At 65.7% G+C, this 16,066-nt stretch carries 14 protein-coding genes and 1 riboswitch; of the genes, 7 read left to right on the forward strand and 7 right to left on the reverse strand.

What is annotated here, in order from left to right; genetic code table 11:
* Positions 1-55 precede the first annotated feature (55 nt).
* The 3 genes from FRZ40_RS17340 to FRZ40_RS17350 all read right to left on the reverse strand — a co-directional run bounded on the left by FRZ40_RS17340 (position 56) and on the right by FRZ40_RS17350 (position 4,038).
* Positions 56-2,362, reverse strand: coding sequence for a putative bifunctional diguanylate cyclase/phosphodiesterase (locus tag FRZ40_RS17340; protein WP_147234949.1), 2,307 nt, complete (start codon positions 2,360-2,362; stop codon positions 56-58).
* A 91-nt stretch (positions 2,363-2,453) separates the two neighbouring features.
* Positions 2,454-3,287: a class II glutamine amidotransferase gene (locus FRZ40_RS17345; RefSeq protein ID WP_028364850.1), complete on the reverse strand. Its 834-nt coding sequence runs from the start codon at positions 3,285-3,287 to the stop codon at positions 2,454-2,456.
* 79 nt (positions 3,288-3,366) lie between these two features.
* Positions 3,367-4,038 carry a MarC family protein gene (locus FRZ40_RS17350; RefSeq protein ID WP_147234950.1) on the reverse strand — a complete coding sequence of 224 codons (672 nt, stop codon included), beginning with the start codon at positions 4,036-4,038 and terminating at the stop codon, positions 3,367-3,369.
* 310 nt (positions 4,039-4,348) lie between these two features.
* On the opposite strand from FRZ40_RS17350, the gene FRZ40_RS17355 reads away from it, so the two are divergent.
* The gene (locus FRZ40_RS17355) at positions 4,349-4,561 is read left to right on the forward strand and encodes a DUF3311 domain-containing protein (protein WP_028364852.1); all 213 of its coding nucleotides are present in this window, start codon (positions 4,349-4,351) and stop codon (positions 4,559-4,561) included.
* A complete protein-coding gene (locus FRZ40_RS17360) occupies positions 4,558-6,039 on the forward strand; it encodes a sodium:solute symporter family protein (RefSeq protein ID WP_147234951.1) in 1,482 nt (493 codons plus the stop codon). Before FRZ40_RS17355 ends, FRZ40_RS17360 begins: the two co-directional genes overlap by 4 nt.
* A gap of 244 nt (positions 6,040-6,283) precedes the next feature.
* Here the strand turns inward: FRZ40_RS17360 and cobM are convergent, their stop codons facing one another.
* The 4 genes from cobM to cbiE are packed head-to-tail and all read right to left on the reverse strand — an operon-like array spanning position 6,284 to position 10,050.
* The gene (gene cobM / locus FRZ40_RS17365) at positions 6,284-7,015 is read right to left on the reverse strand and encodes a precorrin-4 C(11)-methyltransferase (RefSeq protein ID WP_028364854.1); all 732 of its coding nucleotides are present in this window, start codon (positions 7,013-7,015) and stop codon (positions 6,284-6,286) included.
* A 1-nt stretch (position 7,016) separates the two neighbouring features.
* Positions 7,017-7,748 carry a cobalt-precorrin-6A reductase gene (locus FRZ40_RS17370; protein WP_147234952.1) on the reverse strand — a complete coding sequence of 244 codons (732 nt, stop codon included), beginning with the start codon at positions 7,746-7,748 and terminating at the stop codon, positions 7,017-7,019.
* Entirely contained in the window at positions 7,745-8,845 is a 1,101-nt protein-coding gene (locus FRZ40_RS17375; RefSeq protein WP_028364856.1) for a cobalt-precorrin-5B (C(1))-methyltransferase, read from the reverse strand. Before FRZ40_RS17375 ends, FRZ40_RS17370 begins: the two co-directional genes overlap by 4 nt.
* The gene (gene cbiE, locus FRZ40_RS17380) at positions 8,845-10,050 is read right to left on the reverse strand and encodes a precorrin-6y C5,15-methyltransferase (decarboxylating) subunit CbiE (protein ID WP_147234953.1); all 1,206 of its coding nucleotides are present in this window, start codon (positions 10,048-10,050) and stop codon (positions 8,845-8,847) included. The genes FRZ40_RS17375 and cbiE overlap by 1 nt, the downstream gene beginning before the upstream one ends.
* A gap of 88 nt (positions 10,051-10,138) precedes the next feature.
* Positions 10,139-10,351, forward strand: a riboswitch (cobalamin riboswitch).
* Positions 10,352-10,473: 122 nt separating this feature from the next.
* Between cbiE and cobG the strand changes: the two genes are divergently transcribed.
* From cobG to FRZ40_RS17405, 5 genes are all read left to right on the forward strand, one after another.
* Positions 10,474-11,829: a precorrin-3B synthase gene (gene cobG, locus FRZ40_RS17385; protein ID WP_147236720.1), complete on the forward strand. Its 1,356-nt coding sequence runs from the start codon at positions 10,474-10,476 to the stop codon at positions 11,827-11,829.
* Positions 11,822-12,448 (forward strand): precorrin-8X methylmutase, encoded by a 627-nt coding sequence (locus FRZ40_RS17390; protein ID WP_147234954.1) that lies wholly within the window; start codon positions 11,822-11,824, stop codon positions 12,446-12,448. The genes cobG and FRZ40_RS17390 overlap by 8 nt, the downstream gene beginning before the upstream one ends.
* Positions 12,448-13,203 (forward strand): precorrin-2 C(20)-methyltransferase, encoded by a 756-nt coding sequence (locus FRZ40_RS17395; RefSeq protein ID WP_147236721.1) that lies wholly within the window; start codon positions 12,448-12,450, stop codon positions 13,201-13,203. Before FRZ40_RS17390 ends, FRZ40_RS17395 begins: the two co-directional genes overlap by 1 nt.
* Positions 13,191-14,927 (forward strand): precorrin-3B C(17)-methyltransferase, encoded by a 1,737-nt coding sequence (gene cobJ / locus FRZ40_RS17400; protein ID WP_147234955.1) that lies wholly within the window; start codon positions 13,191-13,193, stop codon positions 14,925-14,927. Before FRZ40_RS17395 ends, cobJ begins: the two co-directional genes overlap by 13 nt.
* Positions 14,928-15,087: 160 nt before the next feature.
* Positions 15,088-16,038 carry a flagellar brake protein gene (locus FRZ40_RS17405; protein WP_028364862.1) on the forward strand — a complete coding sequence of 317 codons (951 nt, stop codon included), beginning with the start codon at positions 15,088-15,090 and terminating at the stop codon, positions 16,036-16,038.
* The last annotated feature ends 28 nt before the right edge of the window (positions 16,039-16,066 follow it).

Raw genomic sequence — 16,066 nt, forward strand, 5'->3', positions numbered from 1 at the left:
CGCCAGTGTACCTGCGCCGCGTGACCGGACAGTAATCGGCTCAACGCGCCGAGAATCAGATACCCGCCTGCAGCCGCTGCACTTCGCGTGCGAATTCGCCCGGCACGACGGGCCGGCCGAACAGATAGCCCTGCTGCCGCTCGCAGCCGATCGAACGCAGAAAGTCCGACTGCTCGCTCGTTTCGACGCCTTCGGCCGTCACGTTCATGCCGAGCGAGTGCGCCATCGCGACGACGGCATGCGTGATCGCGACGGCATCGCGATGCTCCGGCAAGCCCGCGACGAACGAACGGTCCACCTTCAGGCTATGCAGCGGAAAGCGCTTCAGATACGACAGCGACGAATAGCCGGTGCCGAAATCGTCGACGGAAATGCGCACGCCCATCCGCGCAAGCGTCGTCAGAAGCGGCATGACAGAATCGCTGTCGCTCATCAGCACGCCTTCCGTGATCTCCAGCTCGAGCGCCGACGGCTCCAGCCCCGCCCGCTCCAGACTCGACGCGACATGCCCGATCAGCTCGCCGTTGATCTGCCGCGGCGACAGGTTCACGGCGATCATCAGATGCGGCGTGATCGTCCGTCGCCATTCGACGGCCTGACGGCACGCGTTCTCCAGCACCCAGCGGCCGATCTCGATGATGAGCCCCGTGTCCTCGGCGACGGGAATGAATTCGACGGGCGACACGTGGCCCAGTTCGCCGTTGTACCAGCGCAGCAGCGCCTCCGCGCCGACGATGCGTCCCGTCTCGCCCTCGACGATCGGCTGATACACCAGACTCAGTTCGCTGGCGACGAGCGCGCGCCGCAACGACTGCTCGATCGCGAAGCGCCGTTGCAGCCGCTGGCTCAATTCGGCCGTGAAGAACTGGAAGTTGTTGCGGCCGCGCTGCTTGGCGTCGTACATCGCGGAATCGGCGTTGCGCATCAGCGTCTGCGCATCGCGTCCGTCGTCGGGATAGAGACTGATGCCGATCGACGCGCCCAGGTAGTACTCGTTGCCGCCGACCGCGAACGGCAGCGCGATCGTGTCGAGCACCCGCTGCGCGAGCGAAGTCAGGAACGACGCGTCGCCGTAATCGCCCGTCGCGATCACGAACTCGTCGCCGCCGACGCGCGCGAGCGTATCCTCGCCGCGCACGCAGCTCGCGAGCCGCGCGGCGACGCTGCACAGCAGCGCGTCGCCCGCCTCGTGGCCGGCGATGTCGTTGACCTTCTTGAAGCCGTCCAGATCGACGAACAGCACGGCGAGCCGCCGCACGGCGGGTGGCGGCTCGCCGCGTTCATGTGCGTGCGGCGCGAGCAGCTCGCCCATCCGGTCGGCGAGATACGCGCGGTTGTATAGCCCCGTCAGCGAATCGCGTGTGGCGAGATGCTGCAACTGGGCGCGCGCGGCCTGCACCGCGCTGATGTCGTTGAACGAGACGAGCACGGCGCCCGGCTCGATTTCGCCCGGCTTGAAAATGGGCACGACGTTCTCGGTGATCCAGATCGAGCCGCCGCCCATCAGTTCGAGCCGCAGCGTCATGCCGACCACGGGGCGGCCCGTGCGCAGCACGCGCCGCGTCGGCTGCTCGCCGGCTTCGACGCGCGAACCGTCGTCCCAGTAAGCGGCGCGAATCACCTTGTAGATATCCTGGCCGATCACCTCGCCCGTCGCGCGCAGCATACGCCGCGCGCTCGGATTGCAGGCAAGCACTATCCCTTCGCGCGACTGCACGACGATGCCTTCGTTCAGATGATCGACGACGAGCCGGTGATGCTCCTCGCTCTCCGCGAGCCGCTTGCGCATCAGATCCTGATGAACGGCCAGCCCGACGCTCTGGCCGATTTCGCGCAAGAGCGCCTGTTCGTCGTCGTTGGGGCGGCGCTGCCGGTCGTAGTAAACGCCGAACGCGCCGAGCACCTGGCCCGCCTCGTCTTCGAACGGCACCGACCAGCAGGCGCGCAGCCCGAGCGGCAGCGCGAGATGCCGGTAATCCGCCCATAGCGGATCGCTGCCGATGTCATCGACGATCACGAGGCGCCGGTCGTGCATCGCCGTGCCGCACGAGCCGGCGCAAGGGCCGATGTGCATGCCGTCGATAGCCGCGCTGTACGCCGGCGGCAGCGATGGCCCCGCGCCGACGCGCACGGTGACGCCGTCGGTGTCGAGCACGAGTATCGAGCATTGCGCGCCTTCGCCGAGCAGCGTTTCGGCGCGGCGGCACACCTCCGCCAGCAGTTCGGGCAGCGGGGTGCTGCGCGTGAGCAGACGCAGCACGCTCTGTTCGGACGCGAGCACCTCGCCGGCCAGATCGCTCGCGTGGCGAGTGCGCCCGGCTGGCTTGTCAGTCGCGATGTCTGCAGTCACTTGACGACTCATGGTTGCACTCCCTTCATGCAACAACGGCAGACGGGCGCGCGCTGCGTATCAGGGTTTACGCGAATCGCGCGAGCCTGGCCAGGCACGCGGGTCAGGTTTCATGCGGATCGAATGGCCGCGATTCGATTCCGCCGCGCCGCGCGACGATCGCCGTCGACTCCGGGATCTCTTCCCACCAGCCTTCCAGGTCGACGAGCGGCTCCGACAGAACGAGAAACGCATCTTCGCCGACAGCGGCAAGACGCGGATCCTCAGGATACAACTCCATCAGATGACGGATCGACGTGCTGTGAAAGAGCGAGCGCGACTGCCGCTCGCTCGAATAGCGCGCCGACACGATCTGCTCGCCGTCCGTGGCGCAGACGGTCATGTTCAGCGGCGCCTCGATGCCATGCCGCCGCCCCGTTTCCTCGACGAAACCCGCCATGCGTTCGAGCGCCGGCACGGGATCGATTTCCAGCCCGAACGTCAGCGCGAGATAGAACATGACCTCGGAATCCGTCGAGCCTTCGATCGATGAGAACAGGTCCGGGTCGATGCCGAGCATCAGGTCGCGCCGCACTTTCGGATAGTCGCGCACGAGGCCGTTGTGCACGAACAGCCAGCGACCGTAGCGAAACGGATGGCAGTTGGTTTCCTGCGACGGCGTATCCGTCGCCGCGCGAATGTGCGCGACGAACAGCGGCGCGCGCACGGCCCGCGCGGCATCGCGCAGATTGCGGTCGCTCCACGCGGGATGCGCGCAGCGGTAGCGAAACGGAATGTCGGTCGGATGGCTGTACCAGCCGACGCCGAAGCCGTCGCCATTCGTGGTGGTGTGGCCAAGCCGCGAATGCAGGCTCTGGTCGATCAGCGAATGCTTCGCCCTGAACAGCACGGCTTCGAGCTGAATCGGGTTCCCTGTGTAAGCCAGCCAGCGGCACATGATCGCTCTCCTCGATGAAAAACGTCTTCGTGCGCTCCCGTTTGAAACGCGGCGCAGGCGCATCCGCCGTGTCCGGCGCTCAGCCGCCCGTGCGTGCGCTGGCGATCGGCGCGAGAAACTCGGCCAGTCCCGTCAGGATAATCTGCACGCCGATGCACAGCAGCAGGAACGCGGACACCCGCAACGCCACCTTCGTCCCTTCCTTGCCGAGATAGCGCGCGAACGTTGCAGCATGGGTATACGTGAACCAGATCGCGAGCATGACAAGAAACGAAATCGTCACGGACGCGATGGACGACATCAGGAACTCCGACAGCTTGTGACTGCGGTTCGCGTTCAGCGCGATTGCGGTGGCCATCGTGCCGGGGCCCGTCGTGAGCGGGACCGTCAACGGGAAGAACGCTTTCGACATCGCGTTGTCGGGATCGACGTGCTTCACGGCGGCTTCGTTCGGCTGCCGTTCCGGCGCGTTGAGCATGTTCCAGGCGCTTACGGCCACGGCGAGCCCGCCGCCGATCCGCAGCGCTTCCATCGAGATGCCGAAGAAATGCAGGATCGGCGTGCCGACGAAGAATACGACCAGCAGCACGAAGAACGCATTGAGGGAGACGCGCTTGGCGAGCGCGGCGCGCTCGGCGTCCGTCAGCGAGTCGGTGCGGTCGACAAACACGAAGGCGATCGCGATCGGATTGATGATGCTGATCAATCCCGTGAAGCCAAACAGAATCTCCGAAATCAGGCTCGCAATCATCGATGGAATCGCTCTTTTGATGGATTTGTTTTTGCGCCGCGCAACGGAGCATGAGGGCCGATCAGTGTAAATGCAACGAAATTTGCGCGCCATGCGCGGGCACTTTCTTCATGCATTGCAGCACGCACTCGATGCATGCCGAAGCGCGCAGGCACTGCGTTTGCGCATTGCCTTTCAATATACCTGCATATTTTTGGCGACCTTTACCGGAATGTGGCAAGAGGCATACAGTCGGTGCGCGGCACCCAGTCATTGCTTCATGAATTGACGTTCATCGAGACGGACTCATTCACATTCGAGGAGTTGTCCCATGTCATTTCGTCTGCTCGCCGTGCTGCCGTTCATCGGCATTCTGCTCGGCGTTCCGTTCGTCAACCGCGTCGAGCCGCTCGTGCTCGGCATGCCGTTCGTGCTTGCCTGGATCGTCATGTGGGTCGTGCTGAGTTCCGTGATCATGGGCCTCATCTACCGGTTCGATCCCACTAACCGGCACGATGGATCCGGCGAGGAGGTGCGTTCATGAGCAGCGCCCTCGCAATCATCGCCGCCGTCACGCTGTTCGCGCTGTATCTCGGCGTGCGCGCCCGCCACGGGCACGACATGAGCCTCGAGCAATGGACGGTGGGCGGCCGCAGTTTCGGCACGGCCTTCGTGTTCCTGCTGATGGCAGGCGAGATCTACACGACGTTCACGTTCCTCGGCGGCAGCGGCTTTGCCTATGGCAAGGGCGCACCCGTCTACTACATCCTTGCATACGGCACGCTTGCCTACATCCTGTCGTACTGGATGCTGCCGCCCGTGTGGCGCTTCGCGAAGACGCATCGCGTGGTCTCGCAGCCGCACTTCTTCACACGCAAGTACGACAGTTCGGGGCTTGGCGTGCTGGTCGCGGTCGTCGACGTGGCCGCGCTGATTCCCTATCTCGTGCTGCAGCTGAAGGGGCTCGGCATCATCGTGTCGACGGCTTCGTACGGCGCGATTTCGTCGACGGCGGCCATCTGGATCGGCGCCGCCGTGGTCACGATCTACGTGACGATGTCGGGCGTGCGCGGCTCGGCGTGGAACTCCGTCGTGAAGGACCTGCTGATCCTCGGCATCGTGCTGTTTCTCGGGATCTATCTGCCGATTCATTACTACGGCGGCCTCGGACAGATGTTCCATGCGATCGATGCCGCGCGTCCCGGCTTTTTGACCTTCCCGGAAAAGGGAGCGAGTGTGACGTGGTTCCAGTCGACGGTGCTGCTCACCGCGCTGGGCTTTTTCATGTGGCCGCATACGTTCGGCTCGGTGTTCACCGCGAAGGACGAACGCATCTTCCGCCGCAATGCGATCGTCTTGCCGCTCTATCAATTGATCCTGCTGTTCGTATTCTTTGTCGGGTTTGCCGCGGCTTTGAAGGTGCCTGGACTCAAGGGCGGCGATATCGACCTGTCGCTGTTCAAGCTGTCGCTGGCGACATTCGATCCGTGGTTCGTCGGGGTGATCGGCGCCGCCGGCGTGCTCACTGCCTTGGTGCCTGGCTCCATGATTCTCACCACCGCGTCGACGTTGCTCGCCAATGATATCTATCGTGGCTTCTTGCAGCGCAATGCTTCCGATGAAGCTGTTGCCAGGTTGGCGCGGTTCTTTGTTCCCGTTGTCGCTGTCGTTGCCGTGCTGTTTACGCTGCATGGCGGGGAGACCATCGTTGCTCTGCTTTTAATGGGTTATAGCTTTGTTACGCAGTTGTTCCCCGCTGTCATTTGCAGTCTCGCGCCGCGAAATCGGGCGACCAAACAAGGGGCTTTCTGCGGGATTCTGGTTGGGGTTGCGGTTGTCGCTGTCACCACGTTGTTCAAGGTGAGCATCGGACAGCTCATGCCGTTTTTGCCCGATGCTCTCAAGGATGTGAATATCGGGTTCGTTGCGCTGGCTTTGAATGTGGTCGTGTTTGTTGTCGTCAGTGCGTTGACGCAGCCGCATGCTCGGGCTGATGAGCAGTCGCGGGTGCAAACGCATTGAGGTTTTTGTTCGGCGACGCGCTTTGTCTTTTGTTTGCCCGGCGCGTCGCTGGCGTCCGCGTTTTCACGTCTCGATTCTTGCGTCGCCCCTGTGCGGGGCGGCACCTACTTTTCTTTGCCGCGGCAAAGAAAAGTAGGCAAAAGAAAGCCGCTCACACCGCCAGCCCTTGTTCTTTCCCACGGGCTCCCGACGTCCCCATACTTCCCGCGGCAACGTGCTGGCGTGCGCTCGTTGCTATCCGTTCTTACTCCCCTTCCTTCGCATACAACGTCGAATCCGCAAAGTGCTCGGCGTCGAGTACTCGTCCAACCAGGATCAGCGCCGTTCTCTCGATGTCCGTCGCCCGCACTTTCTCGACGATATCCGCGAGCGTGCCCGTCACCCTCTCCTCATCGGGCCAGCTCGCGCGGTAAATCACCGCGACCGGACAGTCGCCGCCATAGTGCGGCGTCAATTCCTCGACAATGCGCGCGATGTGGCGCACGCCCAGATGAATCGCCATCGTCGCCCGATGCCGCGCAAGATCGCCAAGCAGCTCTCCCTCCGGCATCGACGTCTTGCGCGCATAGCGCGTCAGAATCAGCGTCTGCGATACGTCGGGCAGTGTCAGTTCCACTCCCAGCGCCGCCGCGCATGCGGCCGTCGCGGTCACGCCCGGTACGATTTCGTACGGAATGCCCAGCATTTTCAGGCGGCGAATCTGTTCGCCTATCGCGCCATACAACGACGGATCGCCCGAATGCACGCGGGCCACGTCTTGTCCTTTTCCGTGTGCTTCAGCCAGCAGCCCGACGATCGCGTCCAGATCGAGTTCCGCCGTGTTCACCACCTGCTCGGCGACGTTGCCGCTCAGGACGGCCTGCGGTACCAGCGAGCCTGCATACAGAATCACAGGACACGTGCGCACCAGTCGCTGTCCCTTCACCGTGATCAGTTCAGGATCGCCCGGTCCCGCGCCGATAAAAAACACCGTCATTTCACACCACTCCCATTTCTTCGTTCAATGCACGCAGCAACTGCGCCGGACTGTCGAATTCGCGGTCGACGGCAGGCAACGCCGGTCGCCGCATCATCACGACGGGCATCCTCAATTCACGCGCGACATCGAGTTTCGCCTCCGTTGCCGATCCGCCGCTGTTCTTCGTCACCAGCACGTCGATGCCGCTCAGCGCGAACAGCGCCCGCTCGCCGTCGATCTCGAACGGGCCGCGCGCGTCGATGATGCGCGCCCGCTCGTTGCCCGGTTGCGCGTCGAGACATCGGACGATCCAGTACTGATGCGCAGGAATCTCGTCGAGATGTGCAAGCGGCTCGCGGCCCGATGTGAAGAGCACGCGCCTGAACGGACGGATCGCATCGACCAGCGCCTCCCAGCCGTCGACCATGCGCCAGTCGTCGCCCGCTTGCGGCGTCCAGCCCGCACGGCGCAATGCCCAGCACGGAATGTTGGTCGCGCGGCACGCCGTGGCCGCGTTCGCGCTCATTTGCGCGGCATACGGATGCGTCGCGTCGATCACAAGCGTGATGCCCTCGCTTTCGATGTAGCGCGCAAGCCCCTCGCTCCCGCCGAATCCGCCGACGCGCACATCGCAAGCCAGCCCTTCCGGCACGCGCCCCAGGCCCGCGAGGCTGTACACATGCGGCTGTCCCAGTTGCCGCGCAATCTGCAACGCGTCGCCCGTGCCGCCGAGCAAAAGCACACGCTTCATCGCGCTTCTCCGACGATATTGCCCTGCCGGTCGATTGCAAACATCTCTACGTCGACCGATGCGGGCACGATCGCGCGCGCCACGTCGCGCGCCCGCGCGCAGACGATATCGCCGAGCGGCACGCCACGCTTTAACGCCATCGCGAGCGCCTCCTGGCTCGTGTTCGCGCCGACGATCGCGGTCTGCAACGCGGCATCGCAAGCGGGATGGCCGGCGCACCATTGCGCGAGCAGCGGCAAGTCGATGCTCGAGTTGCGGCTATGCAGATCGAGATGCCCGGCTGCCAGCTTGCTCAGCTTGCCGAAGCCGCCGCACATGCTGAGCCTGTCGACGGGCGCGCGCTTCAGATGCTTGAGCACGGCACCCGCGAAGTCGCCCATTTCGATCAGCGCGATATCCGGCAACTGGTAGTACGCGCGCATCGCGTCTTCGCTCGCATTGCCCGTGCATGCCGCGATATGCCGATAGCCGTTCGCGCGCGCGACGTCGATGCCCTGGTGGATAGACGCTATGTACGCCGAGCACGAAAACGGCCGCACGATGCCCGTCGTGCCGAGTATCGACAATCCGCCGACAATGCCGAGGCGCGGGTTCATCGTCTTCTGCGCAAGCGCCTCGCCGTTTTCCACGCCGATCGTGACTTCGAAGCCGCCCGCGTAGCCGTATTCGGCGGCAAGATCGGTGAGATGCGCGGTCATCATCTGACGCGGTACCGGGTTAATGGCGGGCTCGCCGACGGGCAGCGTCAGGCCCGCGCGCGTCACCGTGCCGACGCCCGGTCCTGCATGAAAACGCACGCCGGGTGGGTCGGCGAGCCGCACGCGCGCGAACACGACCGCGCCATGCGTGACGTCGGGATCGTCGCCGGCATCCTTGACGGTGCCCGCTTCCGCGCCGTCCTTGCCGTCGTTCAGCAGGCGGCAGAAGACGAGTTGCATCGGCACATGCTGGCCTTTCGGCAACACGATTTCAGCGATGTCGCTGGCGATGCCCGACAGCAGCAGCCGCGCCGCCGCCAGCGACGTCGCCGTCGCGCAGCTTCCCGTCGTGTAGCCGCTGCGCAGCGGCGCGGGTTGTTCGGACGTTTCGTCGCGCATCACGGTTTGCGGGTGTCGAACAGCGTGACCGGCAGCGCGGAACGCCACGTTTCGAAGCCGCCGAGCGCCTGTGCTTCGGCAAGCGCGATGCGCGTCAGCGTGCCGCCGTGCTGCGCCCGCCAGGCGATCAGCGCCGCTTCGCCTTCGAGCGTCACCGCATTTGCGACCAGCCGGCCGCCGCTCTTGAGCGCTTGCCAGCAGGCATCGAGCACGCCGTCCGCCGTCACGCCGCCGCCGATGAAGATTGCATCGGGCGCGGGCAAGTCCTGCAATGCGCGGGGTGCCTTGCCCGCCACGAGTTGCAGCGAAGGCACGCCGAGCGCGTCGCGATTGTGTTCGATGAAACCCTGGCGCTCGCCGTTTGCTTCGATCGCGATCGCGCGGCAGGTGCCATGCGCGCGCATCCATTCGATGCCGACCGATCCGCAGCCCGCGCCCACGTCCCACAGCAATTCGCCCGGCGCGGGCGCGAGACGGCCGAGCGTCAGCGCGCGCACGTCGCGCTTCGTCAACTGGCCGTCGTGGCGGAATGCGTCGTCAGGCAGGCCGGGCGTCAACGCGAGTCGCGGCGTGTCCGCTGCCGCGCGACGGCATTCGAGCGCAATCAGATTCAGCGCCGCCGTCGCTCCCGTCGACCAGTCCTGCGCGCGCGCGTCGATCACGCGTTCGGCCTCGCTGCCGAGATGCTCCATCACGATCATCCGCGTCGCGCCGAAGCCGCGTTCGCCGAGCCATCCGGCGACGGCGGCGGGCGTCGTGCCGTCGGCGCTCAGCACGAACACGCGCGCGCCGTCGTGGAGATGCGTCTGCAAGGCCGCGAGCGGCCGTCCGACGACCGACACGGTCGGCACGTCCTGCAGCGCCCAGCCGAGCCGCGCCGCAGCCAGCGATACCGACGACGGCGCGGGCAACACGCGCAGTTCGTCGGCGGATAGATGACGCGCGAGCGTCGCACCGACGCCATAGAACATGGGGTCGCCGCTCGCCAGCACGCACACGGGCGTGTTGCGCCGCGCGAGCACGGGCCCGATGTCGAAGGGTTGCGGCCACGGCTCGCGCGCGGCGTTCAGGCACACGGGCAGCATCGACAGATGCCGCTCGCCGCCATAGATCACCGACGCGTCGATCAGCGCGCGCCGCGCCGCTTTTCCCAGTCCGGCAAACCCGTCGTCGCCCATTCCCACCACGGTCAGCCAGGCCGGCATGCCTCGATCCTCATCTGCTTGATGTACTGAAAACGCTGCGGCGGCCCGTGTTCAAAGGCCGCAGCATCGTTGTGCTGTTCGAAAAAAGGCATAATACCCGTTCGCCGGTGCCTTTCGGGGCCTAAGAGGGAACACACATCACGGCGATGACCGTGACTGCCCCCGCAACTGTATGCAGCGAGTTCATGCCGATTTGTGCCACTGGTGTTACCGGGAAGGCCCGGCGTGGATGATGACCTGATAGAGCTTTGAGAGCTTTGCATGGGACCAGAGTCAGACCTGCCGGCAACCAGTTCGTGCCAGCCAACATCGGGCGGGGTGTACCGATTCCGAGCCGCTCTCCTTCGAGATGCCCGGGCCCTCGCGCGACGTTAACCCGGTAATGTCTTGAGCCACGCTTTCCATCCGTCCGACGCTTCCGCCATGCGCCCTTCGGCCTGCCCAGGGCTGTTGCGCATCGTGCCCGCGCTCGACGGCGGCATCTGCCGCGTGAAACTGGCGGCCGGCGCTTTAAATTCGGCACAGGCGCTCGCCATCGCCGACGCCATCGACGAGCACGCATCCGGCATCGTCGATATAACGAACCGCGCGAACCTGCAACTGCGCGGCGTCAAGCGCGGACAGGAAGATGCACTGATCGCCGCACTGCTCGACGCGGGACTCGGTCCGCAAAACGCCACCCACGCATTTGCCGACGATGTGCGCAACGTGATGGTCAGCCCGGCAGCAGGCCGCGACGCACACGCGCTATTCGACACGACCGCTCTCGCCTCCGATCTTCTGAGCCTGCTGCAAGGCGACGCGCGTTGCGCGGCGCTGTCGCCGAAATTCGCGCTGCTGCTCGATGGCGGCGAGCGTCTGATGATGCTCGATCATCCGCACGACATCTGGTTTTCGGCAATGCCGTCAGGCGATCGCGCCGAGCCGCTGTTCGCGTTCGGTCTCGCAGGCTGTCCGCCTGTGGCGGCGGAGCATGCAAACGCGCTCGCAGCCGTCGCGGCTTCGGACGTTATTGCATTGACGCGAGCGCTGCTGCACACGTTCCTCGACCTTGCCACGCCTGAGCACGCGCGCATGCGCGACGTCGGTGCCGTGCATTCGCCCGACGACGTGCTCGCGCATGCCGTACGTAAAAGCGGTGTGAGTCTGCTGCGCGGCGAGCCGGTCGAACGCTGGCGCCGCGAGCCCGCCGATGCATTGCGACGACTCGGCGCCTTCCAGCAGCGCGACGGCCAGCGCTGGCACGTCGGCGGCCAGCCCGCGCTGGGCCGCATGAATAGCGCGATGCTGCGCGGACTCGCCGCTCTCTCGCAAAGCAACGAAGGCGCGACGCTACACATGACACCGTGGCAAAACGTGCTGCTCACCGACATCGGCACTGCGAACGTCACTGCAACGTTGCAAACGTTCGAAACACTCGGCCTCGCGACGAGCACGCAGAACCCGTTGACCCGCGTGATCGCCTGCGCCGGTTCGACGGGCTGCGCGAAAAGTCTCGCCGACACGAAAGGCGACGCGCTGACACTCGCCGCACGCGGCGTACCCGTGCAGACGCAAGTCCACCTCAGCGGCTGCCCGCGTTCATGTGCAGCCGCGCATTGCACGCCCTTCACGCTGCTGGCGACGTCGCCAGGCCGCTACGACCTGTACACCACACACGACCCGCGCGAACGGGCAGGCTTTGGCCGCCTGCTCGCGCGCGGCGTCACGATCGACGAAGCGGCGGACCTCCTGAACGCGTCCGCAGCGCCCCCTTTTGATGAGCCATTCGATGCCTGACTACATTCGCGACGGACAAGAAATCTATCGCCAGTCGTTCGCGACCATACGCGCGGAAGCGGACCTCTCGCGCATTCCCGCCGACCTCGAAAAGCTCGCCGTGCGCGTGATTCACGCGTGCGGAATGGTCGACATCGTCGGCGATCTGCGCTTTTCGGACGGCGCGGGCCACGCGGGGCGGAACGCGCTTGCGAACGGCGCGCCGATTCTCTGCGACGCGCGCATGGTCGCCGAAGGCATCACGCGCGCGCGGCTGCCCGCCGACAACGCCGTGATCTGCACGCTCGCCGATCCGTCCGTGCCCGCGCTCGCGCGCGAACTCGGCAACACGCGCTCGGCCGCCGCACTCGAACTGTGGCGTCCGCACCTGGAAGGCAGCGTCGTCGTGATCGGCAATGCGCCGACCTCGCTGTTCTATCTGCTCGACATGCTCGACGGCGGCGCGCCGCGCCCCGCGCTGATTCTCGGCTTTCCCGTCGGCTTCATCGGCGCGGCGGAATCGAAGGCGATGCTCGCGGCCGACAGCCGCGGCGTGCCCTTCGTCGCCGTGCAGGGACGGCGCGGCGGCAGCGCGATGGCGGCAGCCGCAGTGAACGCGCTCGCCTCGGAGGTCGAATGATGGCCGGACAGAACCTCGCGCGCGGACGGCTTTACGGACTCGGCGTCGGTCCCGGCGACCCCGAGCTGATCACCATGAAGGCGCTGCGGCTGCTGAAGTCGGCGCACGTGGTGGCGTACTTCGTCGCAAAGGGCAAGAAAGGCAACGCGTTCTCGATCATCGAGTCGCATCTGTCCGCCGGACAGGAACAGTTGCCGCTCGTCTATCCCGTCACGACGGAAGCGCTCGAGCCGCCGCTCTCGTACGAAGCGATCATCGCCGACTTCTACGACACAGCCGCCGAAGTGGTCGCGCAGCATCTCGACGCGGGCCGCGACGTCGCCGTGATCTGCGAAGGCGATCCGTTCTTCTACGGCTCGTACATGTATCTGCACGACCGGCTCGCGAACCGGCTCGCGCCGCGTTTCGACGCGGAAGTCGTGCCCGGTGTGTGCTCGATGCTCGGCGGCGTGGCCGTGCTCGGCCAGCCGCTCGTGTATCGGAACCAGACCTTGTCGGTGCTGTCGGGCGTGCTCCCCGAAGACGAACTCAAGCGGCGTCTCGCCGCTGCCGACGCCGCCGTCGTGATGAAGCTCGGCCGCAACTTCGACAAGGTGCGCCGCGTCCTCGACGAACTCGGGCTCGCGGAACGCGCGTTGTATGTCGAACGCGCGACGATGGCGAACCAGCGCATCGTGCCGCTCGCCGACGTCGATCCCATGGCGTCGCCCTACTTCTCGCTGCTCGTCGTGCCGGGGGAAAAATGGCAAGGATGACGGCGCCGCCCGCGATCGTGATACTCGGCGTCGGCGCGGTCGCGACCGCCCGGCGCGTGCAGAAGGTTTTCGAAGGCGCGACGATTCACGGGCTGCAAGGGCGCATCCCCGCCGCCGACGCAGACGTCGCGTACACCGAACTGAGCGCGCATCTGCGCGGGTTGTACGCGAGCGGCACGCCTGTCGTCGCGTTGTGCGCGGCGGGCATCGTGATCCGCTGCGTCGCGCCGCTGCTGTCGAACAAGGGCGTCGAGCCGCCCGTGCTCGCCGTCGCGGAGGACGGCAGCGCCGTCGTGCCGCTGCTCGGCGGGCTGTCCGGCGCAAACGCGATGGCGCGCGAAATCGGCGCCGCGCTCGACGTGCCGCCCGCGATCACGACGAGCGGGGAACTGCGCTTCGGCGCGTGCGTGCTGAATCCGCCCGACGGCTATGCGCTCGCGAGCATCGATCAGGGCAAGCGCTTCGTGTCCGATCTGCTCGCGGGCGAGGCGACGCGCATCGAAGGCGACGCGCCGTGGCTCGACGGCGTGCAGTTGCCGCGTGCCAACGACGCCCGTCGCACGATCCGCGTGACACCGCTTGCATGGAGCGGCGCAACGGACGAACTGGTGATTCATCCGCGCAGCGTGGTTGCCGCGATCGACGAGACGGCCACGGGAGACGGGTTGCCCGAACGCCTGCTCGACGCGATGCGCGCGCGAGGGCTGGCGGAGCAATCGCTGGCGGTCCTGCTCGCGCCTGCCTCGCGGACCGGCGATCCCGTTCTTCACGACGCCGCCCAGGCGCTTCAGGTCGCGCTGCGCTTCACAGCAGACAGCGACGCCGGGAACAACGCCGCACAGATGCTTCGCGCAAGCTTGCACGTGCCGCACACGCCGTTCGATGCGCACGCCAATGCATCCGTCGCGTTCGCCGCCGCCCATGCGCCGCTCGATCCCGCCACCGTGGGTCGTGCGCGCGGCAAGCTGAGTGTGATCGGACTCGGTCCCGGCGCTGCGTCGCTGATGGCGCCCGCCGCGCGTGCCGCGCTGACGCAGGCCACCGACATCCTCGGTTACGAAACCTACGTGAACATGGCGGGCCCATTCCGGGCGGATCAGCGCGTGCATGGCACCGACAATCGCGAGGAAATGCAGCGCGCCCGCCATGCATTCGAACTGGCGAGCGCGGGGCGTCACGTCGCGATGGTGTCGTCGGGCGATCCGGGCGTGTTCGCGATGGCGGCCGCCGTGCTCGAAGCACTCGACGAGGCCCAGGCGCAGACGCACTACGCGGCGTGGTCCGCCGTCGAACTGGAGATCGTGCCGGGCGTGTCGGCTGCATTCGCGACGGCGGCGCAGGCGGGCGCGCCGCTCGGCCATGATTTCTGCGTGCTGTCGCTGTCGGACAACCTGAAGCCGTGGTCCGTCATCGAAACGCGGCTGCGGCACGCGGCCGAAGCCGATCTGGTGATGGCCTTCTATAACCCGATTTCGCGCGCCCGCCCCTGGCAACTCGACAAGGCGCTCGATATCGTGCGCGATTTTCGTGCACCGTCGACCGTGGTCGTACTGGGCCGCGATATCGGCCGCCCCGGCGCGACATTAAAAACGACGACGCTCGCCGACCTGAAATCCGCCGACGTCGATATGCGCACGATGGTGATAATCGGCTCGTCGGCCACGCGCGCGTTCTGCGCCGCCGGGGGCCGCGAGTGGGTTTATACGCCGCGCTGGTACGGATAAACCGGTTTAAACGTTTGCCAACGGTTTTTTAAATGCACCCGATTATCGGTTTTGCAAAAAGAGAAATCGGCGAATTCGAGTCGTGCAAAAGAAATGTTAAAGTTTTCCGATGCCGCGACGTATACAGTAAATATTGCCTGCCAACTTTTTCCCGCCCATCATGCAAACGAGTGAAGCCGCCGTCGACACCGGCGCGGGCGCGCCCACCGAGTCGCGTCAGCTCTCGCCCGACGCCGTGCCCGTCGGCGCGCCGTTGGCGTTCCCGATCGTCGACAGCGACGGCACGCTGCTGTTCGAACGCGGTGCGGTCGTGATCGGCGCGGAAGAGCACCGCTTCCTGTTCCAGCACTTCAGGCCGCAGCGCGGCGACCTGAGCCCGGCCAGCGAAGACGGCTCGGCTGATGCGCTGTCCACGGTAAAACCGGCCGAACCCGATTCGCTCACGCTCAAGGAAATGCACCTGACGATCGGCGCGCTGATCGGCGTGCGCTCGCAGGTCGGCATGGGCGCGCCGATGCATCCGTCGCGCATCATCGGTTTCGCGCCGAACGAGTCGCTGTTCGTCACGCCGCCGCTCGTCGACGGCAAGCCGATGCAGCTGGGCGTCGGCGAAAACGTGGAAATCGTCGCGATCGCGAGCCAGGCAGTGTTCCGCTTCGTTTGCACGGTCGATTCCGTGTGTCAGATGCCGTTCCACTATCTCGTGCTGTCGAAGCCGGGCGTGGTCCGCCGTCTGCGCGAGCGCAAGTCGGTGCGCGTGCGCGCGAGCCTGCCGCTGCGCTTCGGCATCGACGCGGACGGCACCGGCTACGAGAGCCTCGGCCTCGTGCAGAGCGTGAGCGCGATGGGCATGTCGTTCGCGGCGCCGTGGACGGTCGGCGAAGTCGGCAAGCATATCCGTGTGGCGTTCACGCTGCGCTCGAAGGATCTGGAGACGTTGATCGAAACGACGGCGATCATCCGCAACGTGCAGCCCGGCTCGACACCCGGCGATCTGGCGACGCACGGCATCGAGTTCGAGAAGCTCAATCAGGTCGAGCAGATGGCGCTGAAGGTCTACGTGTTCGACCGGATCGACGATGTGATCTTCTGGACGAGCGGACCGAAGTAAAGCTCCCCGCTGTCGAGTGTTTCTGTCG

Source organism: Paraburkholderia azotifigens, assembly GCF_007995085.1.
GTDB lineage: Bacteria > Pseudomonadota > Gammaproteobacteria > Burkholderiales > Burkholderiaceae > Paraburkholderia > Paraburkholderia azotifigens.